Source organism: Pantoea sp. SGAir0430, from assembly GCF_043549295.1.
Map to the genome: position 1 here is coordinate 955,379 of NZ_CP039427.1, position 26,786 is coordinate 982,164.

23 protein-coding genes are annotated in these 26,786 nt (G+C 58.9%); 18 read left to right on the plus strand and 5 right to left on the minus strand.

Translation table 11 applies throughout. The features are described from left to right. Positions 1-13: 13 nt before the first annotated feature. The 14 genes from E7738_RS04625 (at position 14) to E7738_RS04690 (ending at position 13,399) form a co-directional block, all read left to right on the plus strand. On the plus strand, positions 14-1,033 hold the full coding sequence (locus tag E7738_RS04625) for a dipeptidase (RefSeq protein ID WP_394516330.1): 1,020 nt from the start codon (positions 14-16) through the stop codon (positions 1,031-1,033). Positions 1,034-1,182: 149 nt separating this feature from the next. After that, entirely contained in the window at positions 1,183-1,254 is a 72-nt protein-coding gene (pqqA, locus tag E7738_RS04630; RefSeq protein WP_010617686.1) for a pyrroloquinoline quinone precursor peptide PqqA, read from the plus strand. A 55-nt stretch (positions 1,255-1,309) separates the two neighbouring features. Continuing rightward, positions 1,310-2,236: a pyrroloquinoline quinone biosynthesis protein PqqB gene (gene pqqB, locus E7738_RS04635; RefSeq protein WP_021505973.1), complete on the plus strand. Its 927-nt coding sequence runs from the start codon at positions 1,310-1,312 to the stop codon at positions 2,234-2,236. Then, positions 2,233-2,988, plus strand: a complete 756-nt coding sequence (gene pqqC, locus E7738_RS04640) for a pyrroloquinoline-quinone synthase PqqC (protein WP_021505974.1) — start codon at positions 2,233-2,235, stop codon at positions 2,986-2,988. The genes pqqB and pqqC overlap by 4 nt, the downstream gene beginning before the upstream one ends. Before the next feature lie 4 nt (positions 2,989-2,992). Further along, entirely contained in the window at positions 2,993-3,271 is a 279-nt protein-coding gene (gene pqqD, locus E7738_RS04645; protein ID WP_021505975.1) for a pyrroloquinoline quinone biosynthesis peptide chaperone PqqD, read from the plus strand. Continuing rightward, positions 3,258-4,400 (plus strand): pyrroloquinoline quinone biosynthesis protein PqqE, encoded by a 1,143-nt coding sequence (gene pqqE / locus E7738_RS04650; protein WP_394516142.1) that lies wholly within the window; start codon positions 3,258-3,260, stop codon positions 4,398-4,400. Before pqqD ends, pqqE begins: the two co-directional genes overlap by 14 nt. Then, positions 4,400-6,724 (plus strand): pyrroloquinoline quinone biosynthesis protein PqqF, encoded by a 2,325-nt coding sequence (gene pqqF, locus E7738_RS04655; RefSeq protein ID WP_394516143.1) that lies wholly within the window; start codon positions 4,400-4,402, stop codon positions 6,722-6,724. The genes pqqE and pqqF overlap by 1 nt, the downstream gene beginning before the upstream one ends. 120 nt (positions 6,725-6,844) lie before the next feature. Further along, positions 6,845-7,195 carry a hypothetical protein gene (locus E7738_RS04660; protein WP_394516144.1) on the plus strand — a complete coding sequence of 117 codons (351 nt, stop codon included), beginning with the start codon at positions 6,845-6,847 and terminating at the stop codon, positions 7,193-7,195. A 49-nt stretch (positions 7,196-7,244) separates the two neighbouring features. Continuing rightward, positions 7,245-9,248, plus strand: coding sequence for a protein-disulfide reductase DsbD family protein (locus E7738_RS04665; RefSeq protein ID WP_021505981.1), 2,004 nt, complete (start codon positions 7,245-7,247; stop codon positions 9,246-9,248). Next, positions 9,248-9,970 (plus strand): DsbA family protein, encoded by a 723-nt coding sequence (locus E7738_RS04670; RefSeq protein WP_031279069.1) that lies wholly within the window; start codon positions 9,248-9,250, stop codon positions 9,968-9,970. Before E7738_RS04665 ends, E7738_RS04670 begins: the two co-directional genes overlap by 1 nt. Further along, positions 9,967-10,470 (plus strand): thioredoxin domain-containing protein, encoded by a 504-nt coding sequence (locus E7738_RS04675; protein WP_394516145.1) that lies wholly within the window; start codon positions 9,967-9,969, stop codon positions 10,468-10,470. The genes E7738_RS04670 and E7738_RS04675 overlap by 4 nt, the downstream gene beginning before the upstream one ends. Before the next feature lie 262 nt (positions 10,471-10,732). Continuing rightward, on the plus strand, positions 10,733-11,569 hold the full coding sequence (locus tag E7738_RS04680; protein WP_211726161.1) for an MBL fold metallo-hydrolase: 837 nt from the start codon (positions 10,733-10,735) through the stop codon (positions 11,567-11,569). 115 nt (positions 11,570-11,684) lie between these two features. Beyond that, complete coding sequence (locus E7738_RS04685) at positions 11,685-12,107, plus strand: DUF2231 domain-containing protein (RefSeq protein ID WP_394516146.1); 423 nt, start codon at positions 11,685-11,687, stop codon at positions 12,105-12,107. Further along, positions 12,104-13,399 carry a PQQ-dependent sugar dehydrogenase gene (locus tag E7738_RS04690; RefSeq protein WP_058780535.1) on the plus strand — a complete coding sequence of 432 codons (1,296 nt, stop codon included), beginning with the start codon at positions 12,104-12,106 and terminating at the stop codon, positions 13,397-13,399. Before E7738_RS04685 ends, E7738_RS04690 begins: the two co-directional genes overlap by 4 nt. A gap of 528 nt (positions 13,400-13,927) precedes the next feature. Here the strand turns inward: E7738_RS04690 and E7738_RS04695 are convergent. After that, entirely contained in the window at positions 13,928-14,821 is an 894-nt protein-coding gene (locus E7738_RS04695; protein WP_394516147.1) for a LysR family transcriptional regulator, read from the minus strand. A 102-nt stretch (positions 14,822-14,923) separates the two neighbouring features. Between E7738_RS04695 and E7738_RS04700 the strand changes: the two genes are divergently transcribed. Next, entirely contained in the window at positions 14,924-16,018 is a 1,095-nt protein-coding gene (locus tag E7738_RS04700; RefSeq protein WP_394516148.1) for an oxidoreductase, read from the plus strand. A 186-nt stretch (positions 16,019-16,204) separates the two neighbouring features. On the opposite strand, the gene E7738_RS04705 is transcribed toward E7738_RS04700, so the two are convergent. After that, complete coding sequence (locus tag E7738_RS04705) at positions 16,205-17,107, minus strand: ParB/Srx family N-terminal domain-containing protein (protein ID WP_394516149.1); 903 nt, start codon at positions 17,105-17,107, stop codon at positions 16,205-16,207. Between the two features lie 137 nt (positions 17,108-17,244). On the opposite strand from E7738_RS04705, the gene E7738_RS04710 reads away from it, so the two are divergent. After that, positions 17,245-17,877 carry a DapH/DapD/GlmU-related protein gene (locus tag E7738_RS04710; RefSeq protein ID WP_104186610.1) on the plus strand — a complete coding sequence of 211 codons (633 nt, stop codon included), beginning with the start codon at positions 17,245-17,247 and terminating at the stop codon, positions 17,875-17,877. Positions 17,878-17,880: 3 nt separating this feature from the next. Here the strand turns inward: E7738_RS04710 and E7738_RS04715 are convergent, their stop codons facing one another. Together E7738_RS04715 and E7738_RS04720 are read right to left on the minus strand one after the other, a co-directional pair. Next, the gene (locus E7738_RS04715; protein WP_394516331.1) at positions 17,881-19,200 is read right to left on the minus strand and encodes an MFS transporter; all 1,320 of its coding nucleotides are present in this window, start codon (positions 19,198-19,200) and stop codon (positions 17,881-17,883) included. A gap of 202 nt (positions 19,201-19,402) precedes the next feature. Further along, complete coding sequence (locus E7738_RS04720; RefSeq protein ID WP_394516150.1) at positions 19,403-20,371, minus strand: GT-D fold domain-containing glycosyltransferase; 969 nt, start codon at positions 20,369-20,371, stop codon at positions 19,403-19,405. A gap of 574 nt (positions 20,372-20,945) precedes the next feature. Between E7738_RS04720 and E7738_RS04725 the strand changes: the two genes are divergently transcribed. Next, the gene (locus E7738_RS04725) at positions 20,946-23,306 is read left to right on the plus strand and encodes a membrane-bound PQQ-dependent dehydrogenase, glucose/quinate/shikimate family (RefSeq protein WP_394516151.1); all 2,361 of its coding nucleotides are present in this window, start codon (positions 20,946-20,948) and stop codon (positions 23,304-23,306) included. 59 nt (positions 23,307-23,365) lie between these two features. Here the strand turns inward: E7738_RS04725 and E7738_RS04730 are convergent, their stop codons facing one another. Beyond that, positions 23,366-24,832: a catalase gene (locus E7738_RS04730; RefSeq protein ID WP_104186617.1), complete on the minus strand. Its 1,467-nt coding sequence runs from the start codon at positions 24,830-24,832 to the stop codon at positions 23,366-23,368. 478 nt (positions 24,833-25,310) lie between these two features. Here E7738_RS04730 and E7738_RS04735 point away from each other — a divergent pair, with 478 nt between their 5' ends. Then, a complete protein-coding gene (locus E7738_RS04735; protein ID WP_071813574.1) occupies positions 25,311-26,732 on the plus strand; it encodes a carbohydrate porin in 1,422 nt (473 codons plus the stop codon). Positions 26,733-26,786 lie beyond the last annotated feature (54 nt).

Genomic DNA, 26,786 nt, shown 5'->3' on the forward strand with positions numbered 1-26,786 from the left:
TAACCCAATGTTAATCAAAACCTTTGATGGTCATAATGACCTGTTGCTCAACCTGTGGTTGCATCATCGCGACGATCCAGCCGCCGCCTTCTTTACCGGTATCGAAAAAGGACACCTCGATTTTCCGCGCATGCAGCAGGGCGGCTTTTCCGGCGGATTGTTTGCGCTGTTTGTGCCGCCGCAGCGCTACGTCAGCGAAGTGGCGCCGCAACTGGCCGGTGAAGCCTGGCAGCCGCTGGAGATCCTGTGGCAGCAGCTGGAGATTCTGAAAACGCTGGTTGCCCGTTCTGACGGCCGGGCGCGCCTGTGCCTCAGCAGCGCCGATATCGCCGCCTGCCGGCGCGACGGCGTACTGGCGATGGTGGCGCACATTGAGGGTGCGGACGGTTTTGACGGCGACGGCGCCGATCTTGCCGCCTTCTGGCAGGCGGGTGTGCGCAGCATCGGTCCGTTCTGGAATCTGGAAAATCGCTTTGGCGCTGGCGTTACTGGCGCATTTCCCGGTTTGCCGGATAGCGGTCCGGGACTGACCGCCGACGGCGAGCGGCTGATCGCGCTGGCGAATCAGCAGCGCATGATGATCGACGTGTCGCACATGAATGAAAAAGCGTTCTGGGACACAGCCCGGCTCTCATCCGCGCCGCTGGTCGCCAGCCACTCGAATGCGCACGCGCTGTGCGCGCAGCCGCGCAACCTTACCGATGACCAGTTGCGGGCGATTCGCGATAGCGGTGGCGTGGTCGGCATTAACTTCGGCAACGCCTTTCTGCGCGCCGACGGTAAGCGCGACGATGATGGCGGCTTGATCGAAATTGTTAAACACTGTGAGCATCTGATGACTATTATGGGAAGCGATCACGTCGCGCTGGGGTCGGATTTTGACGGCATCAGCGTGCCCGCAGAGCTTAAAGATGTCACCGGTTTGCCGCGGCTGTATGCGCTGATGCGCAGTCTCAACTATGATCAGGCATTGCTGGAACAACTTGCCTGGGGCAACTGGCAGCGGGTATTGCACCAAATCTGGCAGGCTTAAGTGTATTTCCTTACGCAATCAGGGTTGATCTGCTCGCTACATTGGCGCAACATCGCCCCGCGTTATCCATTGCTGGCAGAAGCCTTGTTTCTGTCGCAATGTTTTTAGCAGAGCCTGCTCTGCGTTTTAAGACTATGAGGAAGAATATTATGTGGAAAAAACCTGAGTTTGTTGACCTGCGTCTGGGCCTGGAAGTAACGCTGTACATCTCCAACCGCTAAGACGTCCTGCCCGCCGTTCGTGCGGGCATTTTCTTTTCCTGCTTCGGTCCTTCACATGTTTATTAAAGTCCTCGGTTCGGCGGCTGGCGGTGGCTTTCCGCAGTGGAACTGTAACTGCGCCAACTGCAGCGGGCTGCGTAACGGCACGCTCCAGGCGCAGGCGCGCACCCAATCCTCAATCATTGTCAGCGATAACGGTACCGACTGGGTGCTGTGCAACGCTTCGCCGGACATCAGCCAGCAAATCGCCCGGACACCGGAACTGGTGAAACACGGCGTGCTGCGCGGAACGGCGATTGGCAGCATTATTTTGACCGACAGCCAGATCGATCACACCACCGGTCTGCTGAGCCTGCGTGAGGGCTGCCCGCATCAGGTATGGTGCACGCCGGAAGTGCATGCCGACCTCACCAGCGGCTTCCCGATTTTTACCATGCTGCAGCACTGGAACGGTGGCCTGCAACATCGTGCGCTTACGCCGCTTGAGCCGTTTCGCGTTGACGTCTGCGCCAGTCTGCAATTCACCGCCATTCCAATTCTCAGCAATGCGCCACCGTATTCGCCGTATCGCGATCGTCCGCTGCCGGGACATAACGTGGCGCTGTTTATCGAAAACACCGCCAGCGGGCAGACGCTGCTGTATGCGCCAGGCCTCGGCGAACCGGATGCGGTGATTATGCCGTGGCTGCAAAAAGCCGACTGCCTGCTGATCGACGGCACCGTGTGGCAGGATGATGAGCTGCTGACCACCGGCGTCGGCAAAAATACCGGCAAAGCCATGGGCCATCTGGCGCTGGCGGAAGAGCAGGGGCTGATGGCGCTGCTGGCCGCGCTGCCGGCCAGACGCAAAATTCTGATTCACATTAACAACACCAATCCGATTCTCAACGAGCATTCGCCGCAGCGCCAGTTCCTGACGCAGCAGGGCATTGAAGTGAGCTGGGACGGCATGGCGATTCATTTGCAGGAGTCCGCATCGTGATTATTACCGAGGCGTTGTCACCCGAAGCCTTTGAACAGGCGCTGCGTGCCAAAGGCGCGTATTACCATATTCACCATCCTTACCATATCGCGATGCACAACGGTGCCGCGACGCGCGAGCAGATTCAGGGCTGGGTGGCGAACCGTTTTTACTATCAGACCAATATTCCGCTGAAAGATGCGGCGATCATGGCCAACTGTCCGGATCCGGCAACGCGCCGTAAATGGGTACAGCGTATCCTCGATCACGACGGTCGTAACGGTGAGGAAGGCGGCATTGAAGCCTGGCTGCAGCTGGGAGAAGCGGTTGGTCTCGATCGCAAAGTCTTGCTGTCAGAGAAGCTGGTGTTGCCGGGCGTACGGTTTGCCGTTGATGCCTATGTCAACTTTGCGCGTCGCGCCAACTGGCAGGAAGCAGCGTGCAGCTCGCTCACCGAGCTGTTTGCCCCGCAGATTCATCAGTCGCGCCTCGACAGCTGGCCGCAGCACTATCCGTGGATCAAAGAGGAAGGCTATTTCTACTTCCGCAGCCGCCTGAGCCAGGCGAACCGCGATGTGGAACATGGCCTGGCGCTGGCGCTGGAGGTCTTTACCAGCGCTGAGCAGCAGAACCGTATGCTGGAGATCCTGCAGTTTAAACTCGACATTCTCTGGACCATGCTGGATGCCATGACCATGGCATACGCGCTGCAGCGTCCGCCGTACCACACGGTGACCGATCAGGTCGCCTGGCACAGTACAAGACTGGTGTAATCACATGAAAGAAACTCTGATTCCGGCGTTTCGCCGCGGCTATCGTCTGCAGTGGGAAGCCGCGCAGGACAGCCACGTGGTGCTTTACCCGGAAGGGATGGCGAAGCTGAATGAAACCGCTGCCGCCATTCTGGAACTGGTGACCGGCAAGCAGGATGTGGCGGCCATTATCGCCACGCTCAATGCGCGTTTTCCGGAAGCGGGCGGCGTCGATGATGACGTCAAAGACTTCCTGCAATCGGCCATTGAACAGAAGTGGATCCAGTGTCGTGAACCCGAATAAACCTGGCGTGAATGCGCCGCTGTGGCTGCTGGCGGAGCTGACTTATCGCTGCCCGCTGCAGTGTCCTTACTGCTCGAACCCGCTGGATTTTTCGCAGCAGGAACAAGAGCTGAGCACCGAACAGTGGATCGAGGTGTTCCGCCAGGCACGCGCCATGGGCAGCGTGCAGCTGGGCTTTTCCGGCGGTGAACCGCTGACGCGCAAAGATCTGCCGGAGCTGATTCGCGCCGCGCGCGATTTGGGTTTTTACACCAACCTGATCACCTCCGGCATTGGCCTGACGGAGAAAAAGCTCGACGCTTTTGCCGACGCCGGGCTGGATCACATCCAGATCAGTTTCCAGGCGAGCGATGAAACGCTGAACGCAGCGCTGGCCGGTTCGCAGAAGGCGTTTCAGCAGAAGCTGGCGATGGCAAGGGCGGTGAAAAAGCACGGCTACCCAATGGTGCTGAACTTCGTGCTGCACCGCCATAACATCGACCAGATCGATAAAATCATCGATCTGTGTATTGAGCTGGAGGCGGATGATGTCGAACTGGCCACCTGTCAGTTCTACGGCTGGGCGCATCTTAATCGTCAGGGATTACTGCCAACGCGCGAGCAGATTGCCCGCGCCGAAGCGGTGGTTGCGCGCTACCGTGAGCGCATGGGCAGCAGCGGTAATCTCACCAATCTGCTGTTCGTCACGCCGGATTACTACGAAGAGCGGCCCAAACCCTGTATGGGCGGTTGGGGATCGATATTTCTCAGCGTGACACCGGAAGGCACGGCGTTACCCTGTCACAGCGCGCGCCAGCTGCCGGTGCAGTTTCCCTCAGTGCTGGAGCAGAGCCTGGAGGATATCTGGTACAACTCGTTTGGCTTCAATCGCTATCGCGGCTTCGACTGGATGCCGGAACCGTGCCGCTCATGCGATGAGAAAGAGAAAGATTTCGGCGGTTGCCGCTGCCAGGCATACATGCTGACCGGCAATGCCGACAACACCGACCCGGTTTGCAGCAAGTCGCCGCATCACGGAAAAATTCTTGAGGCACGCCGCGAAGCCAGCTGCAGCGATATCAAAATCGCCCAGCTGCAGTTCCGCAACCGCAGCAACTCTGAGCTGATTTTCAAACAGCGGGTCACCTGATGTGCGAACGCAGCCTGACGCTGGCTAACGGTCTGCGCTGTCATCTGTCGCACCAGCCCGACGCGCGGGAAAGCGCAGCGCTGGTGCGCGTCGGCGCGGGCAGCCTGCACGAACCCGATCGCTGGCCCGGCCTGGCGCATCTGCTGGAACATCTGCTGTTTTGCGGCAGCGCTGGCTTTACCGGCGATGAGCGCCTGATGCCGTGGCTGCAGCAACAGGGTGGTCAGGTGAATGCCACCACGCAACTCAGCCGCAGTGCCTGGTTCTTCCAGCTGCCGGCGCAGGCGCAGGCGGCGGGCGTGGCAAGGCTGGCAGATATGCTGGCTGCGCCACTGCTAACCGGTACGGCGATTACGCAGGAAGCGGCGGTCATTGAGGCAGAATATCAACTGCTGCGGCATCATGCCGAAACGCTGAGTGAAGCAGCGCTGCTCGACGCGGCCGGTGGCGCACTGCGCCGCTTTCGCGTCGGGAGTGCAGCGTGTTTTGGTGACAACGTAACGGAACTGCAGCAGGCGCTGAGGCTGTTTCATCAGCAGCATTTTGTCGCCGCCAACCAGCAGCTGTGGCTGAGCGGACCGCAATCGCTGGATGAATTACAGCAGCTGGCCGAGGCGTTTGCTGTTCGCCAGTCAGGCGGTGCGGCGCACTCCTTATTGCCAGCCATTTCCGCGCCGGAGCCAGTTGAAACGCTCATCCAGCTTGCCGATGAAGAGTCATTCTGGCTTAGCCTGTTTATCAACGGCGAAGAAAGCGCTTTGCGTGACAACGTCACATTGCTGGAGGCTTTCTGGCAGGATGAAGCCCCTGGCAGCCTGATGGCGCAGCTGCGCAGCGAGCAACTGTGCGCATCGCTGCAGTGTGAATGGCTGTGGCAGAGCGCCGATCATAGCTGGCTGGCGTTGCGCTTCAGTGCGCCAGCGCTGTCAGCGTCGGCGGCAAGACGCATTGAACAGCTCTTCTGGCAGCATCTGCGTGCGGTGCGCGCCGCCACGCCAGCGCAACATCGCCACTATTTGCAACTGGCACAGCAGGATTTCGCTGCGCTGTCGCCGCTGACGCAGCTGCGCGGACGGGCGCTGGGATCGGCGCCATCAGCTGACGTTCCCGCAGATTTCACCGGTTTTATCGCCGCACTGCCACAGGCCTCGTGTACGCGGCTGCTGACGCAGCGACAGCTGTCCGCCGCGCCTTATACCACGCAGGGATTCTGTCTGCAGCGCGCGCCATGGCCACAGACTGCGGCTGGCCCGGTCACGCCGGTTAACTGGTCATTTTATCCGTGCGCTGACGCCCTGCATTTGCCGGAACTCCCGGCAAATTGCGCGCCGTTACTGCGCGCAAATCCGGTGCAGCCGCGGGAAACGCTGCTGGTGCGCCCGGCGTTTTATCACACCCTGAGTGACGAGGCGGCGCTAAGCTGGCAGCAGCAGCTGCGCCCACGGCTGGCTGCGCTGCGCCATGCCGGTGGCAGCGGACGCTGGCAGCAGCAGCAGGGCGTCTGGCAACTGGTGATTGATCTGCCTGACGATGCAATGCCCGCGCTGCAACAGCTGCCTGGCGTGCTGGCGGCGCTGAATGCGCCGGTGCTGCCGCAACCGCACCGTGCTGCACAAAGTATTGTGATTCGTCAGTTGCTGGAAGCGCTACCGCAGCAGCTGCTGGCCCCGGCTGTGCATCCTGCATGGCAGGCCGCCTGGTGCGGCCACAGCGAAAGCGTCAGTCTGCACGCCGCGCACGGGCTGAGCGAGGTGGTCCGGACTCAGCCTGCGCCGACGCGCGCGGCTGCGCTACAGCACGGCGTCAGCGCGCTGCGCTGTGCGGCGAACGATCAGGCCTTGTTGCTGTTTATTCCGCTGCCCGCTGCCGATGATGCCAGCCTCGCGGCGCTGCGTGCGCTGGCGCTGATGTTTGAACCACGCTTCTTTCAGCGGCTGCGGGTCGGGCAACAGATTGGCTATGTGGTGTCAGCGCGCTACCAGCGCGTGGCGGATGTGGATGGACTGCAGCTGGCGCTGCAATCACCGTCCATTGGCTGGCGCACGTTGCTGCAACACTGCAAAGCGTTTTTGCGTGACATGGTGAGTGAACTCGCCGCCATCAACGATGAAACCCTGCAGGGCTGGCAGGTGACGCTACTGGCGCAGTGCCAGCCACACCAGAACGCCGACGCCGCCAGTGAGGCACTGCGAAAACAGCAGGGACTGCCGGTGCTTACGCCAGAAGCGGTCGCTGCACTCACGTTACCCCAGCTGCAGCGGCTGCATCAGCGCCTGCTGCGCGAACGCCGCCGCTGGCGCTTGCTGATTAATCAACGTGAATAATTTCTCCCTCTCTGCAGTCAGCCTGCTCCCGCTGGCATAAAGACAAAAGTTTACACAGCAGGGGTTGGTGTTTCTGCTGCTTTTGCATAAACTGGCCGCACTTTTCTCTGAGGCTGTGGCATGACGATATCGCCCCAACGCGCAAAATGGATTCTGGCACTGGTTTGTCTGGTGCTGGCGTTTTGTCTCGTCCAGCGCAGCTTCAATCTCCCGACTCAGCCTGTCGTTAGCATTACTGCTCACAGCGCCGCCGTTGATGACGGTGCCAGCAGTGATAAACCCTGTGCGCTGGGCGCTAAGTCACTCAGCGGCAGCGCGCCGCTGCTCGATACCGCGCTGCCATTCCTCGTACTGCTGCTGGCGTTGATCGCCACGCTCTTCCAGCCCTCGTCTGCCACTGTCTGGCGGTGTGAACCGCTGTTTGTGCCGCTGCGACGGCGCCATCTCACGCTCTGCGTCTTCCGGGAATAACACTACGCGATCCACCGCGTAAACCCTGTTATTCACCGGAGAAACGATTATGACATTCCTGATCAGGAGCCTGCTGCTCCTCGTGGCGAGCTGCGCGCTGAGCGTGCAAGCCGCCGATACCGGCTGGCTGCGCAATGCGCAAAACAGCCACGCCGAAGTGCGCCTGCGCGCCGCGCCGCAGGGCGATCACCTGCAACTGCTGCTGGATATTCGCCTGCAGCCGGGCTGGAAAACCTACTGGCGCTCGCCGGGCGAAGGCGGCGTCGCGCCGGAAATCCGCTGGCAAACGCCGGATGTCAACGCCCGCTGGTCGTGGCCAGTGCCAGCGCGCTTTGACGTCAGCGGCCTCACCACGCAGGGCTACAAAGGCAACGTTACGCTGCCCATCGTGCTCGATTCTGCCCCGCAGGGCACGCTGGCCGGCACGCTGACGCTGTCCACCTGTAGCGACGTCTGCATCCTGACGGATTTTCCGTTCCAGCTCGATCTCTCGCAGCCCGCCAGTCCGGATTTTGCACGTGATTTCGCCCAGGCGATGGGGAAGATCCCGGCTGACAGCGGGCTGACCGATCAGCTTGATGCCAGCTTCGTTGATGGCACGCTGCAAATCCGGGCGCAGCGTCAGCAGGGCTGGCAGCAGCCGGAACTGTTCTTTGATTATCCGCAGGGCAGCATGCTGGCGGCGCCGCAAATCAGCGTGCAGGGCGAGATGCTGACCGCCCGCGTGGCAGTAACCGATGAATGGGGCGAGGCCGCGCCGGACCTGCGCGGTAAAGCGCTGTCGCTGGTTATCGCTGACGCCGGTATCGCTCAGCAAAGCCAGCTGACCCTTGGTCATCAGCCGCTGTTTTCTCCCTCTGCCGGAAACGCCACGCTGTGGTCGGTAGTGCTGCTGGCGCTGCTCGGCGGGCTGATTCTCAACCTGATGCCCTGTGTGCTGCCGGTGCTGGCGATCAAACTGAGCAGTCTGGTGCAGCAGCAGGGACAGACGCAACGCCAGACGCGTCAGCAGTTTCTCGCGTCCAGCGCCGGCATTCTGTTCTCTTTCCTGCTGCTGGCGCTGCTGATGACCGTGCTACGGCTCAGCGGTCAGGCGCTGGGCTGGGGCATTCAGTTTCAGAGCAGCGGCTTTCTGCTGGTGATGGTGCTGGTGATGTTCCTGTTCAGCGCCAGTCTGTTCGATCTGCTGCATTTTCGCCTGCCTTCCGGCCTGACTACCCGGCTGGCGACGCACGGCGGTGCCGGCCTGGCAGGGCATTTTGGCCAGGGGGCCTTTGCCACGCTGCTGGCGACGCCGTGCAGCGCACCGTTTCTTGGCACCGCCGTCGCCTATGCGCTGACCGCGCCGCTGCCGCAGCTGTGGCTGCTGTTTGTCGCGCTCGGTGTCGGCATGAGTCTGCCGTGGCTGCTGGTTGCGGCGCTGCCGGGTATGGCGCGCTGCCTGCCACGTCCGGGGCGCTGGATGCTGCATCTGCGCACGCTGCTGGGGCTGCTGATGCTGCTGGCAACGCTGTGGCTGGTGACGCTGCTGATTCCCCACTGGGGCAGCACCGTCGCCATTCTGCTGGCGGCCATCCTTATGCTGGCGCTGACGGGCTGGCTAATCGCACGCCGCGCGCTGCCGCAGGCAGGTCTGGTGTTTATTACCGTGACGCTGGCGGGCGCGCTGTTACTGCTGACGCGTCTCTCACCGGAAGAAGAATCGCTGGTGTGGCAACCACTGACCGAAGCCGCCATCAATCAGGCGCTGGAGCAGGATAAGCGCGTCTTTGTCGATGTCACCGCTGACTGGTGCATCACCTGCAAAGTGAATAAATCACGGGTGCTGAATCAGCCTGACGTGCGTGCCGCCCTCGGCGCAGAGGATGTGGTGCTGCTGCGCGGTGACTGGACACAACCGGATCCGGCCATCGGCGAGTTCCTGCGCCGCCGCGATCGCGTAGCGATCCCCTTTAACCAGATTTATGGCCCGGCACTGCCGCACGGCCAGATTTTATCGCCGTTATTAAGTCGTGATGCGGTGATTTCAACACTCTCTGAGGCAAAAAAATGATGAAAAAATCCCTGTTACTTTCGCTGATGTTACTGGCGGCACCCGCCCTGGCCGCCGCGCCATTTACCCCCGAGCAGGAGGCGCGCATCAAACAACTGATTCGCGAAACCCTGGTGCAAAATCCGGCGATTCTGGCGGAAGCCGCCGACGCATTTGATAAAGAAGCCGCGCGCCAGCAGCAAAACGTGGTCGCGCAGATGGTAGAGAAAAACCGCGCGGCGCTGTTTGACGATGCCGGCTCACCGCGCATCGGTGCCAAAAAACCGGCACTGACGCTGGTCTATTTCACCGATTACAACTGCGTCTTTTGCAAAAAGTTTGAGGCGGATATCGAAAAACTGCTGCACAACTATCCGCAGGTGGCGGTGGTACTGAAGCCGCTGCCGTACCGCGCTGAAAGCTCGCTCAGTTCGGCGCGTCTGGCGCTGACGGTGTGGGAGCAGCAGCCGAATAACTTTCTTAAGCTGCATGAACGGCTGATGGCAAAGAAAGGCAACCATGATGAAGCCAGCATCGCCGCCGCGCTGGACAAAAGTGGCATCAGCTTATCGGCGCCGAGCACCGCCAGCCTCGACACCATCAACCTCAACCTGACGCTGGCGCAGCAGCTCGGTGTGCAGGGTACGCCCGCCACGCTGGTGGGCAATCAGCTGATCAGCGGGGCAGTGCCTTATGCACAGCTGGAAGCCGCGGTAAAAGGTGCGCTACAGGCTCAGCCATGAGCCGGGTAACGCGCTGGCTGCGCGAAGGCGTGCTGTTGGTGCTGATGGCAGCGGCGCTGCTGCTGGCCATGGACTGGCTGCGTGCACCGCAGCTGCCCGCGGATGTGGCCCGGCAGCCGCTCAGCGCGCTGCAGGGCGAGGTGAACCTGGCGACGCTGAGCCAGCAGCGGCCGGTGCTGGTTTACGTCTGGGCCAGCTGGTGTGGCGTGTGCAAACTCACCACACCGACGGTGGCCTCGCTCAGTCAGCACGGCACGCAGGTGGTCAGTGTGGCTCTGCGATCCGGCAGCGATGCGCGCGTTGCCACCTGGCTGGATAAAAAAGGAGTACGGGGATTCGCCGTCAATGATGAAAGCGGGGCGCTGGGACAGCGCTGGCAAATCAGCGCCACGCCGACGTTCATCGTGCTGCATCAGGGCAAGGTGGTCAGCACCAGCAGCGGCTGGACCAGCAGCTGGGGGCTGAAGCTGCGCCTGTGGTGGGCGGCACGCGCTGCCTGATTAATCATTAACGGTTAACCGACCGCGATAAATAACCGTAGCGTGAATAACCTTGCGCTGCGGTTATTTTTTTTTGCTCATTAAAAATCCGCATTCAATATTTCAATGCATTGAAATTAAATGAGTAATAAATAAAGCGATAAATGAATGACTCTGGATTATTTGCAATTGTCATCATCATGGCACATATATGTTAAATCACTTTTTTATTTATTCATTTAATAACGGCGCGCTCGCGCCATTTTATTTTTGGGGGAGAACAATGCGAATTCATCACCTCAACTGTGGCTGCATGTGCCCGCTCGGTGGCGCGTTATTCGATGGTTTCAGCAAAGGTCCGTTTGCTGAACTGGTGTGCCACTGCTTATTGCTGGAAACTGACCGTCACGGTTTAATCCTCGTGGATACCGGTCTGGGCACGCAGGATATGCGCCATCCTGACCGCCGCCTGTCGGGCTTTTTCCGCGCGCTGAATAATATTCGCTATAACGAGCAGCTCAGCGCGCTGGCACAGATTCAGCTGCTGGGTTTTCGCCCGGAAGAGGTGCGCCACATTATTCTGACCCACCTCGATTTTGACCACGCCGGCGGCATCAGTGATTTTCCGGCCGCCCGCATTCATCTGCTGCAGCGTGAACTGGATACCGTAACCCAGGCGGGCGACAGCAGCTGGTTGGCGCGTCAGCGGTTTCGCCCGCAGCAGTGGACTGCGCACGATGGCTGGCGCGGTTACGCCAGCGGTGGCGAGCGCTGGTATGGCTTTGATGCGGTGAAGGCGGTCGACGATCTCAGCGATGAGATTCTGCTGGTGCCGCTGCCGGGACATACGCTGGGCCATGCGGGCGTGGCGATTCGTCATCAGGGCGGCTGGCTGCTGCATGGCGGCGACGCCTGGTTTTATCGCGGTGAAATGTACCACAGCCAGCGCCACTGTACGCCGGGCCTGCGCGCCTATCAGCGCCTGATGTGCAGTGACCGCGCCGCCTGGCACAGCAATCAGCAGCGGCTGCGTGAGCTGTCACTGCAGCACGCGCAAGAGGTGCAACTGTTCTGCAGCCACGACGCGCAGGAACTGAACCAGTTCCGTCGGCACGGTTAACTTTTTGTGCGGGCTGTGCGCATGACTCTTTATCTTTACTAATATTTCTCAGGCGTGCGAAGCGATGCCTGGCCGGATCGCTCTCGCCTGGAAAAACTGTAATAGGGAGAGTGCGATGTACCATACCTCGGGACGCTCGGTTGTTGGCGTGACGCTGTTTACCCTGCTTGAGCCGTTGCCGCTGGGCTTTTTCTTTGCGGCCTGGCTGTTTGATATTATCTATCTGCAAACCTTCATCGTCATGTGGACCAAAGCCGCCAGCTGGCTGATAGCCATCGGGCTGGTGCTGGCGATTGTGCCGCGACTAATCAGCCTGATTCATTTATTCCGTGGCGCACCTGCCGCAGAGAAAACCCATTTCTGGCTGTCGCTGCTGGCAATCGTGCTGGCCATCGTCAACGCATTCATTCACAGCCGCGATGCCTATGCGGTGGTGCCGATGGGCGTGACGCTCTCCACCCTGGTGGTGGTGGTGTTGCTGATAGCGAATCTGCAGCTGGCGCTGCGCGAGCGTCGTTTACAGGAAGGTCGCCCATGAAATTTCGTGTAATGAGTGCGCTGGGGATTGCGGTACTGCTGAGCGCCTGCGACAGCGGATCGGACCTCGATCCGCAACGGCAAATCGGCCCTGATCCGCAGCTGCCGCAGGCCAAAAACTTCTTTATGCCGCCGATGCAGGTGCCGGAAGGCACCGCGTGGAAAGAGGGCGAGACACCAAAAGTGGCCGACGGCCTGAAGATCGAGAAAATCCCGGCCAGCCTGATGCACCCGCGTCAACTGTATGTGCTTCCTAATGGCGACGTTCTGGTGGCAGAAGCCAACGGGGTGAAAAACCCGGTCACGGCACCGAAAGAATTGATCATGAGCCTGGTGCAGAAATCTTCCGGCAAAGGTGGCCCGGGCGGCAACCGCATCACGCTGCTACGCAACGTTAACGGCAAGTGGCAACAGCACCGGTTTATCGAAAACCTCAATGCGCCGTTTGGCATGCAGCTGATTGGCAATACGCTGTATGTGGCTAACGCCGACAGCCTGGTGAAATTCCCTTACCAGACCGGCGAAACCGAAATCCGTACGCCGCCGGAAGAGGTGACGTCGCTGCCGGGCGGTGAGCTGAATCACCACTGGACCAAAGCGCTGCTCGCCAGTCCGGACGGCAGCAAACTGTACGTCGGTGTCGGCTCCAACAGTAACATCACTGAGAACGGTATCGGCGCAGAGTATGGCCGCGCGGCGGTGTGGGAAGTGGACGCCGCAACCGGTGCCAGCCGCATTTATGCCAGCGGCATCCGCAATCCTACCGGTCTGCAGTGGGAGCCACAAAGCGGCAAGCTGTGGGCCATCGCCAACGAGCGTGACGAAATCGGTTCGGATCTGGTGCCGGATTACCTGACCTCCGTGCAGGACAAAGGTTTCTACGGCTGGCCGTACAGCTACTTTGGTCAGCACGTCGACGAGCGCGCGCAGCCGCAGCGGCCGGATCTGGTCGCGAAAGCCATCAAGCCGGACTATGCGCTGAGCTCACACGTGGCACCGCTCGGCCTGCTGTTCTACGGCGCGGATAATATGCCGCAGTACCGCGGCGGCGCGTTCATCAGTGAACACGGCAGCTGGAACCGCACGCCGCTCAACGGCTATAAAGTGATTTGGGTGAAATTTGAAAACGGCAAACCGGTCGGGCAACCGCAGACGGTGGTGTCAGGATTCCTCACCGACGATCAGAAACAGGTACGCGGTTTGCCGGTAGGACTGGCGACGGATAATCAGGGCGGGGTGTTGATTGCCGACGATGCCGGCAACGCGATCTGGCGTATCAGCGCCGCACAGTAGGGTCATCGCAGGCAATAAAAAAGGATTTGGCTTATGTCGCCAAATCCTTTTTTTATGTTCGTCACCCGGCTGGTAACCGCGCTCGGAACGGGGTGCTCAGCACTCCTCACAAAAGGAATGATAAAATGTGCAGCGAAAGATTTCAAGTTTCGCTAAAATACTGTATGGTTATACAGGTGTTGAGCGCGGCGGATGCTTATTGTTTTCTGATGACTCCAGGGGCGCGGATAGTCAAACCCCGGCAGGTTTCAGGTGGTGCTGGCCTGTGGCTTTCACAATGAGTGCCGCTCAGCGCTCCTCACAGATGTGCTTAGGCGGTCGGCGGGTAGAGTCAGGGCCCCGAAAGCTGAACAGTGCGCTCCTGTCAGAGGAGAAGGAAAGTGATGGAACTTGTTCGATTACTCCTGGACCTGGTCCGGGTGATCCTGCAAATCATCGTTGCCCTTTTGCAACTGACCGGTCAGGCGCACTGACCGGAACTTGAAACAAGGCGGAGCTCACCCCTCCGCCTTTTTTCGTACACCCGCGTCACGCGCCGGGCCGGCTTTGCTGTTGCATCGCCTGTCTGAGCGCCGCAACAAACACGCTGACGCGCGCCGGCAGGTGGCGCGTGGTGGGAAACAGCGCCCACACGCCCAGCATCTGCGGCTGCGCGTCCTCCAGCTCCAGCGCCACCAGTTCGCCGGATGCCAGCTCTTCCCGCACATCCCACTCAGAAAGCTGCGCGATGCCGCTGCCGGCCACGCACAGCGCACGCACCCCTTCGACATTGCTGCCGCTGAAGCGCCCGTCAACGCTCAGGCTGGAGAGATGACCGTCCACCATAAAACTCCACTGCACCACATTCGACAGGCGCAGACAGTGGTGTTGATGCAGATCCGCCAGATGACGCGGCGTGCCGAAGCATTGCAGATAGCCCGGAGCCGCACACAGCCGGCGCGGGTTGTCGGCCAGACGGTGAGCCACCAGGCGGGAATCGCGCAGCGGGGCGATGCGAATTGCGACATCAAAGCCCAGCCCGACAATGTCCGTAACATCGTCGCTGAGCTGAAACTCAACGCGCAGCCCGGGGTTTTGCTCCATCAGTGACGGCAGTAACGGAATGATGGTGCGGCGGCCAAACCCCGTAGGCGCGGTGATGCGCAGCTGGCCGGTGGCCCCCTGTTTATCGGGCGCGAACAGGTTGCGTGCGCTCTGTTCGGTCTCGGCCAGCGTTCTGGCATAGGGAAGAAACTCTTCGCCTTCATCGGTAAGGGCAATGGCGCGCGTGGTGCGATGCAGCAGCCGTACGCCGAGATCTTCCTCCAGTGAGGCCAGCCGGCGCGACACGGTCATAGTGGTGGTGCCGAGCCGCCGCGCCGCCTGCGTCAGGCTGCGGGTTTGTGACACCATCAGAAAAACATCAATATCCCGGGAGTTCATTGTAACGGTTTCCGTTAAGCAGACGTATCATAATCGGTCATTTTTGCCACAATGGCGACTCACTATAATGGCTCCTGATGATAATTTATTTCAGAGCGCCGAATGACCGACAAACACCTGTTTCAGAGCAGTACTCTTAACCACCTCGATTTAACCAATCGCCTGATGGTGGCACCGATGACGCGCATCTCCGCCAGTGTGGATGGAGTCCCGGGCGAGCGTATGCAGCAGTACTACACGCGTTTCGCCCGCGGTGGCTTTGGCGCAGTAATCACCGAAGGTCTCTACATCGATGAAGCCTGGTCACAGACTTACGCTTTTCAGGCCGGGCTGGTCAATCGCCAGCAGATCGCCGGCTGGCGGGCCATCACCAACAGCGTGCACCAGCACGGCAGCAAAATCATTGCACAGCTGATGCACGCCGGTGCGATATCGCAGGGCAATATTTACCGGCGCGATACGCTGGCGCCTTCGGCGATCCCGCCACGTGGCGAACAGCTGCGGTTTTACCATGGCCACGGCGCTTATCCGTTGCCGCGCGCCATGAGTGATGAACAGATTGAGCAGGTGATTGACGCCTTTGCTGACAGCGCGGCGCGCGCCATTGAGGCAGCCGGTTTTGACGGCATTGAAATTCACGCGGCCAACGGTTATCTGCTCGATCAGTTCTTTACCGATTACACCAACCAGCGCAGCGACCGCTGGGGCGGCGATATTATCGCAAGACTGACGCTGACGCGGGAGGTGATTGCCGCGGTGCGACAGCGCATCGGTGCCAACGTCACGCTGGGCGTGCGGATTTCCCAGGGGAAAGTGAATGATTTTACGCATAAATGGCAGGAGGGCGCTGCCGGAGCGCGCCAGGTATTTGCGCTGCTGGCTGAATCAGGTATCGATTATCTGCATCTGACCGAGCACGATGCGTTGCAGCCAGCGTTCGCGGACGCGGCAGAGTCGCTGCTACAGCTGGCGCGCCAGGCTGCGCCACAGTTGCCGGTGGTGATCAACGGATCGCTGTCAGATGCCGAACGCGCCGGCATGGCGTTGTATCAGGGCGCAGATTATGTGGCGCTGGGCAAAAGCGCGCTGGCCAATCCGGACTGGCCACAGCGCGTTCGTCACGGCCAGCCGCTGCGCGCCTTCGATCAAAACCTGCTGGCACCGTCCGCGGATGTTAAAAACAGCGAGCTGATATAACCGCCGTTTTCGGTCGCCATCCATGGCGACCCTGCCACAACGGTGTAAAACGCATGACCGCGCACCAGCAACAATGGTGTGGGGTTTTGTCGGGTGCGCATTGCTGCGCACCAGCAGCAATAGTGTGTAATTTTGTAGGGTGCGCATTGATGCGCACCTGGATAAACCCAACACTACCCAGCCCGCTTAACGTTTAAACGCCCAGCTCAGCTTACCGTTATCGGCGCTTAACTTGTTCAGCGCCTTCTGGTTCACCGCGTCTCTGGCACCGAGCGCCTGCGCCGTCAGCGGACCGCTATCACTCTGCGCAATCACCGTGTCCTTCGGCACGCTCACCATCTTCTCCGCCACCTTTTTCACCGCTGCGGCGTAGCCGTCGCGGTCGTGCAGGTTGAACGCTTTCAGCGGCAGTTCCCGGCTCAGCCACTGTCCCCAGAAGAACTCCAGGAACGGCGGCGGGTTGCCTGGCTTATCGAAGCCGATATCGCGCACAAAATAGATCAGCGAACGATACTCATCATCCTGCATATGCTGGCGACCCAGCTCCTGCGGCAGCGCTTCAGGGGCGATTTTACCGTTTGGCGTCTCCAGCCACACCAGATGTGCCGCCGCCATTTTCTGCCAGAAAGCAGCCTGGCTTTTCAGCGGGCGGAAATCATCGGTAATGCGCACCTGCACCGGCGTTGACAGGCCGGCCATGTCAGCAAAGTTGCTGAACGTGTGGTGACCATCAGTCAGGTACAGTTGATTATCCGGGCCGATCACCGCGGTTTTCATCGGGCCAGGCTCGCTTCCGACCGGCGCCTTACAGCTGAAACTGGCCGGATCGCGCAGGGTGGAGCGCGGCGTGAAACTTTTCACCCCTTTTTGTCCCATGCTTTCGCAATAGTCATCGAACAGCTTTTCCGGATCGGCCTGATAACGATGCTGCTTGTAATCCAGCTGGCGATAACCAATGGCGGCCTGAGTGGGATGCAGCTGCGCCAGTTCGACCTGCACAATTTCTCCGGCTTTGATGTCGGGCGGCAGGGCGGCAAAGGCGGGGGCGGTACTGAATAGCAAGGCTAATAACGGCAGGGACGCTTTCATTCCATTTTCTCCTGAAGATCTCCCGGTGGAGCAACACGATAGCATTCCTGTCATCTTCCCGCTCTAGTGTTGTGGCTCGCGGTTGCGTTGAGGCAACCACTTATCCAGACATCTGACCACAACGGAGTACCTGCTTTATGATTTCTGCCACACAGCATCCCGCTAAACTGCAACACACCGCGATCGATCCCAGCGTCCGTCTGCGCGACACGCAGATTGGCCAGCAGTGTGAAATTCTGGCGCACAGTTATCTGGAATACAGCGAACTGGGTGATTTTTCCTACCTTGGGGAACACTGCTGCGTGGCGGATACGCAGATTGGCCGCTTCACGGCCATCGCCAATCAGGTGCGTATCGGGGCACCGAATCATCCGATGGATCGCGCCTCACAGCATCGCTTCACCTACTGCCCGGAGTATTACGACAGCCACGCGCAGCGCGATGCCGGTTTCTTCGCCGGACGCCGTGCCGATCGGGTGATCATTGGTCACGATGTGTGGATCGGTCACGGCGTGATTGTCCTGCCTGGCGTGACGGTCGGTGACGGCGCCGTGCTGGCGGCCGGGGCGGTGGTGAGTAAAGATGTGCCGCCTTACACCATTGTCGGAGGTGTGCCGGCGAAACCGATTCGCGCCCGTTTCAGCGCTGACATCGCAGCGCAGCTGCAGGCGATTGCCTGGTGGAACTGGCCGCTGGAGAAGCTGATGGCGCACCTGGCGGATTTTCAGTCGCCGGATATCGCCGCCTTCTGCCAGCGGCACGGGCGATAACCCTTACACAGCCTGCTGCGCGGCGGCTGGCGGCGCATCGGCTTGCAGGCGTTTCTCCGGCTGCAGCAGCGTCATGGCCAGCATGCTGCCAAAGGCGATACAGGCGGTGACGGTAAACATGGCGTTATAACCGTAGTACTGCGCCAGCCAGCCGCACAGCATCGGTGAAATGATCGACGCGAGGTTGGCGATGGCCAGCGTCATGCCGCTGAAGGTGCCGACCGATGCCTTCGGCGTCACGTCAATCACGACCGACCAGTAGACGTTATTCACCAGCGCATTGAGCGCGTTGCCGAGCGTCATCAGCGCGATAATCCCGGCAGCAGATCCGACCCAGGGAATGGCCATAAAGCAGCAGGCGGTGGCGCACAGCGTCACGGCGGCAAACAGGTTGCGCGCCAGCCGCAGATTGTTTAAGCGCGCCAGCAGGCGATCGGCGATGCGCCCGCCCAGCAGCACCGTCAGGCAGGCACCGCTCCACGGGATCATCGCCACATACCACAGCGAGTGCAGGTCATAGTGGAAATTATCCTGCAGATATTTCGGCAGCCAGGTCACCAGGGTAAAGGTGATGTAGAGGAAACTGAAATAGCCCAGCGCGTTGCACACCAGCGTGCGGCTGGTGAAGAAGCGCCACCACGGCAGCGCGCCTTCGTCCTGCGGCTGCTGGCGTTGCCCGGTAATGATCAGCTGACGCTCGACGGCATTGGCACGGGGATGCTGCTGTGGCGTATCAGTAAAGTGGCGGGCAAACAGCAGCATCGCCAGCAGTGAAAACGCGCCGAGCAGCATAAACATCATGCGCCAGTCGTTGGTGAGCAGCAGCAGTCCGACGGCAATCGGTGCGGTCAGCAGCGAGCCCACCTGGGTGCTCAGCAGGCCAATTCCCAGCGCGAAACCGCGTTCGTTATCCGGTGCCCAGTGGGCGATGGTTTTGTTCATCAACGCGTAGGCCGGCCCTTCGCTGAAGCCAAACAGCACGCGCAGTGCAGCAAACCCCATGATCGCCGAGCCGCCAAACAGCGCCATGCCCAGCTCTCCGGCCCAGGCGGTGGCGATCTCCAGCAGCGACCACAGAATGCCAGCCATCAGCCAGACCTTTTTGGTGCCCAGCCGGTCGGCAAGGAAGCCGCCGCACAGCGACCCGAACAGATAGCCAAAGCCAAAGTAGCCCAGCACGGCACCGAGTTGCACTTTACTGAAGTGAAATTCCTGCGAGATGGCGTTGGCGGCGAACGACAGCGCACCGCGGTCGATGTAGTTAATCAGTGCGATGAGAAACAGCAGCGAGAAAATGGTGTAGCGGGTTGAGGACGCTTTCATCATGCGACTCCTGAAAATGAACACAGGAATCATTAAGCAAAGGTAATGCCAGATTGCTAAGGCTGCTAACTAATTAGTGTCCGCCATGGCATAAGTGCCCGCGCCGCCGCAGTCGAAACCATCGCGCTGGCTAATAAATACTCGCTATCTGAGCGTGCTGCACCAAACCGATCGCCGGCACGATCGGTTACGGTGCGCTGCATCACACTATCGGCTGCGTGACCACTGCGGCACTGCGCAGTGGCTCCTGACCTAAGCCAACGTGCAGCAGAATCTGGCTGCGGTAATGCGCATCCGCTTCATGCTGCTCGTCACTCTGTAATAAACCGACCTCATTCACATTTTTCCCCGCGACCTGCACCTTGGTGCGTGCCGCGCTGCGCATCCACTCATACTCAATATCGATATGGCCGGTATCAATGCAGCGAATACCGTGCTGACTGAGGTCGTAAGCCAGCACGGTTGCCGTCGGGCCAAGGGAGATCAATACCATGTCGAACTCGCGCGCGTGCGCCAGCACATTACTATATAGCTCGTTATAAACCGAAAACGCGTTACGGTTGAGGGTGGTAATGCGCCGGATCTGCCGCGCGCCATCCAGCAGATCGTTCCCGAGACCAAGGCGCGTGCCGCTACCCTCAACAATCAGAATTTTTTTATCGTGAAACAGCTGTTTAAATTTGGCAAAAATACGCGCCGCCGGCTGTTTATCTTTATAATCATGATAAGGACGCGTTACCGACGTATTACCATAGCGATAGCCTTTCTTTAATAAATGCTCATAGTGGCGAAAGAAAAACGCTTTATGAAAAAACCAGAAAAGCGCTGAGCCAAAACGCATATTCCCGGTACCGCGAAAGGCATCAGGCATACACAGCAGACAGCGATTATCGCTCTGCGTGCCACGGCGCATGATCTCTTTCAGGCGAATGGAGAGGCGCTCATCAAAAGACTGAAAGCCAATATTCTTAAATAGCGTCATTTCCAGTTCCCCATCCCCATAGCGGCACACTGAGAGCCGGTCATTGCTGAGCAGCAGGTCGATGGTCTGTTCTGCTGACAGGACCTGGTATTGCCGGGCGTGCGCATTGGCCACGGGAAATTTAATGGCAGCGTGTGTGAGTTTAAATGGAAAACGTAATTTGCGATAAAAAGCGTCTGCGCTGATCATAATAACCTTCTTTTTATAAGCGGCTTTGCCGCAGAGCAGTCAGATAATATATATCACCGATTAATTTGGCAGGCAGGCTAAGGAAACTCTCAAAATAATAAATACGCTATTTCATTTATCAATGTCACCGCGCCGGACAGGCGTTATTTTTTGAAGCAAAGCGCAGCGTTGCCTGCTTTTTTACCATCAGGTTCTGACATGACCAGGACAAATCGCATTTGTACGCCACTAATCAATTAAATAATTTCACCAGAAATACGTGCGCCGACAAATTGCAGGCTGTGCCCGGCAGCACGCCTGTCGCGCCATGAGTCATATCGCACGCTGCGTTATCAAAAAATGCGGATTTTCCTGATGATTGATTAATTTCCTCCAACAAAATTGAAACGTGATTTCACTCACACTACGAGCGAAGCGGGGCGCAGCATGAAGGAGCAGAGCTACATTGATAAGCGGCACTAACGACACGCCGCCAGGCAGATTTTTAACTAACGGTTACGTAAGTTAATATTTTGTTGAGTTTATGTGTCTTTAGTTTGGGGTGGTTAATAATGATGAGCGTTGAGGGATTCGCATGATAAACAAACTGACCAGTCTCGTGCTGGCGATTCTGGGTGTTGCGCTGCTCTATATGGGCGGCAAGCTGCTGATGATGGGCGGCAGCGCATTTTACGCATTGATGGCGGTGGGATTACTGATCACCGCCATTTTACTGTTCCGCAATCAGCGCAGCGCGCTGAGCCTGTATGCGGTGCTGATGTGGATAACGCTGGCATGGATGATCTGGGAAGTCGGCTTCGACAAGTGGCAGTGGATCCCGCGCGGCGATCTGTTTGGCGTGATCGGCCTGTGGCTGGCGATGCCGTGGGTGGTCAAACCGCTGTATCAGGGACAGCGTCGCTTCCACGGCCTGCTCGGCAGCACGGTGGCCATCATGATTGTACTGGTGATTGGATTGTGCTTTTACGATCCGCTGCCGCAGGCCGGCACCATCAGCAATGCGCGTGAACAACACAGCGAGCAGGGCGCGAGCGCTGACTGGACCGCCTACGGCGGCACCGCCGACGGCCTGCGTTTCTCCGCCCTGAATCAGATCACCAAAGAGAACGTGCGCAATCTCGAAGTGGCCTGGACCTATCACACCGGCGATCTGCGTCAGGATAACGATGCCACCGAATACACCTTCGAAGCCACGCCGCTGAAAGCCAACGGCATGCTCTATTTCTGTACGCCGCACAATGAGGTCCACGCGCTCGATCCGCAGAGTGGTGCGGTGAAGTGGAAATACACGCCGGCGAAAGATCGTTCTTATCTGCAGCAGCATCAGACCTGCCGTGGCGTCAGCTATTACGCGGGCGCACCGGTTGCCGCACAGGACACGGCGGCGACGCCGGCGATGTGCCGCAAACGCATCTTTAACGCCACCACCGATGCCCGGCTGATTGCGCTGGATGCCGACAGCGGCAAACCGTGCGCCGATTTTGGCAACAACGGTGTGGTGGATCTGCATGCCAATATGGGTGAGGTTCGTCCACACGCGTTGATGCAGACCGCCGCGCCGCTGGTCGCGGGCAATCTGGTGATTGTCGGCGGCTCGGTTATGGATAACGGCTTCAACAGCGGTAACCCGTCTGGCGTAATTCGCGCCTATGATGTGCAAAGTGGTCGTCTGGTGTGGAACTTTGATCCGGCTAATCCGCAAAATACCGCGCCGATAGCTGCTGGCCAGACCTATCCGCAGGATACGCCGGTGGCCTGGGGTACGCTGAGCGCTGACCTGAAAAACGGCCTGGTGTATGTGCCGTTTGGCAACGCCTCGCCGGATGAACTGGGCATCGAGCGCGATGCCAATAGCAATACAGAGAAATTCCGTGATGCGTTAGTGGCGCTCGATCTGCAGACCGGTGCATTCAAATGGCGCTATCAGAGCTCCCATCACGATCTGTGGGACCGCGATAACCCGTCACAACCGTCGCTGGTCGATATCGATTATCAGGGCCAGAAACAGCCGGTGGTGATCCTGCCGACCAAAACCGGCAACCTGTTTGTGCTCAATCGCCTGACCGGCCAGCCGGTTTATCCGGTTAACGACGTGAAGGTTTCGACGGAAGGCGGCGTGCCGGGCGAGAAATTCGCCGCCACCCAGCCGGTATCCAGTCTGAACTTTATTCCGCAGCCGCTGACTGAGAAGTCAATGTGGGGCATCACACCGTTTGATCAAATGGCCTGCCGTATGGATTTCCGCAGCCTGCGCTATGACGGCAATCCGTGGACGCCAGCCACAGAAGGCGGCTCGCTGGTGTTCCCGGGCAATATCGGGGTGTTCAACTGGGGATCGGTGGCGGTTGATCCGCAGCGTCAGATGCTGATTGCCGCACCGGTGCGCCTCGCCTACAAATACAACCTGATCAAGCGTACGCCCGCCACGGCGACGGAGCGCCTGTTCACCAAAGATGGCCAGCCTTACTGGAACGAAAACTTCCACGGTGATTACGCCATCCACATCCAGCAGCTGGCCTCCGATCTCGGCATTCCCTGCATTGCACCGCCGTGGGGCCGCATGGTCGGCGTGGATTTGAAAACCGGCAAAACCGAATGGCTGCGTCGCGTTGGCACCACGAAAAACCTGAAAACCAGCTTCCTGCCGGGCCGCTTCCCGATTGGCTTCCCGATGGGCATGGTGGCGCACGGCGGGCCACTGCTGACGGCCGGCGATCTGGTGTTCCACGGTGCGACCGCAGATAACTTCATTCGCGCCTATGACAGCACCACCGGCGAACTGCTGTGGCAGCAGGAGCTTAGCGCCGGCGCGCAGGCGACGCCATCCACTTACATGGGCAGCGACGGTAAGCAGTACGTGGTGATTGCCGCAGGCGGTCACGGTTCGCTCGGCACCAAAGCCGGCGACAGCGTGGTGGCGTTCCGTCTGAAATAATCCTGTCGATGCAAAAAAGGCGCCCGCGGGCGCCTTTTTTATATTTATAAATCAGCGCATTAACGCTTGGCGCGCTCGGTTTGTACCCGCTGGGCAATGCGATCGCCAATCGTCTGGTCGATGTTGCGCCAGTACTCAAACGCGCGCGACAGCACCGGCTCCTCCACGCCGTTGAGCAGATGACCGCTGACGTTATTCACCAGACGATCACGTGCCGCCTCATCCAGCACTTTATTGACCAGCGTATTGGCCTGGCCAAAGTCATCATCATCCTGACGCAGCGTGTAGGGTGCACGCACCATGTTGCCGTGCGCTTCCCAGGTGGAATCCGTCGGGTAGCGCTCGCCGTCCGCCACCGGACCGCCTTTCGAGTTCGGCGCATAAACCGGATCGCTGACCGGATTGATGCGCATCGCGCCATCCTTGCTGTAGCTGTGCACCGGTGCCTGCGGGGCGTTAACCGGAATCTGCTTGTAGTTAACGCCAAGACGGGCGCGGTGGGCATCGGCATAGGCAAACACCCTGCCAATCAGCATCTTATCCGGGCTCAGCCCGATGCCGGGTACCAGGTTGTTTGGTTCAAACGCCGCCTGTTCAATCTGCGCGTGGTTGTCGGTCGGGTTGCGGTTCAGCATCAGTTTGCCGACTTTAATCAGCGGATAATCGCTGTGTGGCCAGACTTTAGTCAGATCAAACGGGTTGAAGCGGTAGGTTTCCGCCTCGGCAAACGGCATGATCTGCATGTACAGCGTCCAGCTGGGGAAATCACCATTTTTGATGGCGCTGAACAGATCGCGCGTATGGTAATCGCCGTCCTGGCCGGCCAGCAGATCGGCGTTATCCTGCGTCAGGAACTCCACACCCTGATCGGTTTTGAAGTGGTATTTAACCCAGAATTTTTCCCCGGCGGCGTTAACCCACATATAGGTGTGACTGGAGTAACCGTTCATGTGGCGCCAGCTTTTCGGAATGCCGCGGTCGCCCATCAGCCAGGTGACCTGGTGCGCCGACTCTGGCGACAGCGTCCAGAAATCCCACTGCATATCGTTATCACGCAGATTGTTGTCGGCACGGCGCTTCTGCGAGCGGATAAAGTGCTGGAACTTCATCGGGTCACGGATAAAGAACACCGGCGTGTTATTGCCCACCATGTCGTAGTTGCCTTCGCTGGTGTAAAACTTGATCGCGAAGCCGCGCGGATCGCGCCAGGTGTCCGGGCTGCCGCGCTCGCCGGCCACGGTGGAGAAGCGCATCACCACATCGGTTTTGGTGCCGGGCTGAAATACCGCCGCTTTGGTGTAACGGCTGACATCTTCTGTCACCTGAAAATAGCCAAATGCACCGCTGCCTTTGGCGTGCGGCTGACGCTCTGGAATACGTTCGCGGTTGAAGTTAGCCATCTGCTCAATCAGGTAGTGATCGTGCAGCATCAGCGGGCCGTCTGGACCGACGGACAAAGAATGTTCGTCGCTGGCTACCGGAATGCCAGCATCCGTGGTGGTCGGCTTGCGATCGTCATTGCTCATAATATCTCCAGCTTTTGTAAGGATAATCCAACCACTAAGCGTAGCAGCGAGGCGCAGGCTTGCCCGAATAATTGCGCCGTCTCATCTGGTTGCCGCATTAAGCGATGCGGCACAGCTCGCAAATTCGCTTTTTTATTTCTGCTGCTGGCTAAGCAGATTTTCCGTGCCGGAAAAAGCGCCATTCTGCGAATGGGATCGGAAAAGAAAAATTAATTCACCCGTCTTTTAAGACAGGTCGCAAAGGATTTTTCCATTTAAGTAAAAACAGACCTCGAATTAATCAATCATTTTATAACTTCATGTAAAATATCACTTTTTAATTTAATGATATTGATCAAAAAGAACCGCAATCCGCTTATTTATGCTCTCGCTGCGTCAAAGGCAATCCCGTTGTAATTAATGAATGGACATAATAAGAGAGATAAATATGGTGATGCATAAGGCTAAAACCGCGCGCCTGGCGCTGGCTATCGCGGGGATGATGGTGGGTGGCAGTGCAGCGGCACAGTCATTAACGCTGGAGCAGCGTCTGGCCCAGCTGGAAGAGAAAATCGCGCGCGATGAGCAGCAGCAAAAGGAGGCGAGCGCCGGAACAACCAACACGTTCCGCTTTTCCGGGTACGCCCGTTCCGGCCTGCTGGTTAATGACAAAGGGCGCGGCGGACGTGCCGGACCTGCTATTTCGCCTGCCAGTTCGATCGGCGGCGATGCGCATATTGGCCGGTTAGGTAATGAAAAAGATCACTACATCGAGCTGGGCTTTCATAACCAAACCCGGTTCAGTAATGGTTCGTGGGCCAATTTCAAAGCGCTGCTGGCAGATGGCTCATCCAGTCCGGACCCGTGGGTGCAGAATAACGACAATAATCTGAATATCCGCCAGGTGTATGTCGAAATGGGGGATCTGCCCAGCTTTGGGGGCGCCGCGCAACATGCCTCGCTGTGGGCAGGTAAACGCTTTGACGGCGACAATTTTGATCTGCACTTCACTGATACCGATATCGTCTTTCTTGGCGGCACCGGCGGCGGCATCAGCAACCTGCAATGGAACGAGCAATGGCGCAGCGATTTCTCCATTTATGGCCGCAGTTTTGGCGACCTGGGCAGCAGCCGCTACGACGATAACAACGTGCAAAACCTGCTGCTGACCTCGAACCAGTTTTACGGTAACTGGCAGTGGATGCTGACCGGCATGAGCGCAAACGGCAACGACGAGCTGAAAGGGCGCGCATCGACCACCGGCAGCTATGCGCTGCGCAGTGACGATACGGCAAAGCACGGCGTGTTTACCATGCTGGCCTGGCACGATAAAAACCGCTTCTACGGACTGGCACCGGGCAGCAGCACTCACGCCATTCAGTGGGGGAAAGGGCTGGGCGCAGAAACCCGGCAGATCGGTGGCGACGGCGACTTAACGCGCAACGCCAGCGCGCTGCGACTGGCCACCTTTGGCGTGATGCCACTGAGCGATCGCTGGTCAGTCGCCCCGTCGCTGCTGGCGCAGCACAGCGAGGATCGCTACCGCAAAGGCGATCGCTATGACTGGGCAACCATCAACCTGCGCGCCTCCCAGGCGATTACGGAAAACTTTGCGCTGCAATATGAAGCGTCGTGGCTGTATATGGACCTCAAACCCAATGGCCGCAGCTATCAGGATGGCGGCAGCATCGCGACGTACAACGCGGTGAAGGGCGACGTGTATAAGCTGACCTTTGCGCCAACATTTAAAGTCGGCAACATCAACGACATGCTGGTGCGACCGGAGATTCGCCTGTTCGCGACCTGGATGAACTGGTCTAAAGCGCTGGACAACTATGCGCTGAACGATGATTTCGGCAGCGCGGGCTTTACCGCTGGCGGTAGCTGGAACTTTGGCGTACAGGCAGAAGTGTGGTTCTGAGATCGCACTTCGCGCTGACCGGCTGAAGGAAGGTTGCACGGTGCGAGGCGTTGA

Excerpts from the sequence above, each read along its gene's own strand:
- E7738_RS04685 (WP_394516146.1), top strand. The coding sequence starts at position 11,685 with ATGTACCATACCTCGGGACGCTCGGTTGTTGGCGTGACGCTGTTTACC.
- E7738_RS04710 (WP_104186610.1), top strand. The coding sequence starts at position 17,245 with ATGATTTCTGCCACACAGCATCCCGCTAAACTGCAACACACCGCGATC.
- E7738_RS04690 (WP_058780535.1), top strand. The coding sequence starts at position 12,104 with ATGAAATTTCGTGTAATGAGTGCGCTGGGGATTGCGGTACTGCTGAGC.
- E7738_RS04665 (WP_021505981.1), top strand. The coding sequence starts at position 7,245 with ATGACATTCCTGATCAGGAGCCTGCTGCTCCTCGTGGCGAGCTGCGCG.
- E7738_RS04700 (WP_394516148.1), top strand. The coding sequence starts at position 14,924 with ATGACCGACAAACACCTGTTTCAGAGCAGTACTCTTAACCACCTCGAT.
- E7738_RS04715 (WP_394516331.1), bottom strand. The coding sequence starts at position 19,200 with ATGAAAGCGTCCTCAACCCGCTACACCATTTTCTCGCTGCTGTTTCTC.
- E7738_RS04720 (WP_394516150.1), bottom strand. The coding sequence starts at position 20,371 with ATGATCAGCGCAGACGCTTTTTATCGCAAATTACGTTTTCCATTTAAA.
- E7738_RS04695 (WP_394516147.1), bottom strand. The coding sequence starts at position 14,821 with ATGAACTCCCGGGATATTGATGTTTTTCTGATGGTGTCACAAACCCGC.
- pqqF (WP_394516143.1), top strand. The coding sequence starts at position 4,400 with ATGTGCGAACGCAGCCTGACGCTGGCTAACGGTCTGCGCTGTCATCTG.
- E7738_RS04735 (WP_071813574.1), top strand. The coding sequence starts at position 25,311 with ATGATGGTGGGTGGCAGTGCAGCGGCACAGTCATTAACGCTGGAGCAG.
- E7738_RS04725 (WP_394516151.1), top strand. The coding sequence starts at position 20,946 with ATGATAAACAAACTGACCAGTCTCGTGCTGGCGATTCTGGGTGTTGCG.
- pqqB (WP_021505973.1), top strand. The coding sequence starts at position 1,310 with ATGTTTATTAAAGTCCTCGGTTCGGCGGCTGGCGGTGGCTTTCCGCAG.
- E7738_RS04705 (WP_394516149.1), bottom strand. The coding sequence starts at position 17,107 with ATGAAAGCGTCCCTGCCGTTATTAGCCTTGCTATTCAGTACCGCCCCC.
- E7738_RS04680 (WP_211726161.1), top strand. The coding sequence starts at position 10,733 with ATGCGAATTCATCACCTCAACTGTGGCTGCATGTGCCCGCTCGGTGGC.
- E7738_RS04675 (WP_394516145.1), top strand. The coding sequence starts at position 9,967 with ATGAGCCGGGTAACGCGCTGGCTGCGCGAAGGCGTGCTGTTGGTGCTG.
- pqqD (WP_021505975.1), top strand. The coding sequence starts at position 2,993 with ATGAAAGAAACTCTGATTCCGGCGTTTCGCCGCGGCTATCGTCTGCAG.
- E7738_RS04660 (WP_394516144.1), top strand. The coding sequence starts at position 6,845 with ATGACGATATCGCCCCAACGCGCAAAATGGATTCTGGCACTGGTTTGT.
- E7738_RS04730 (WP_104186617.1), bottom strand. The coding sequence starts at position 24,832 with ATGAGCAATGACGATCGCAAGCCGACCACCACGGATGCTGGCATTCCG.
- E7738_RS04670 (WP_031279069.1), top strand. The coding sequence starts at position 9,248 with ATGAAAAAATCCCTGTTACTTTCGCTGATGTTACTGGCGGCACCCGCC.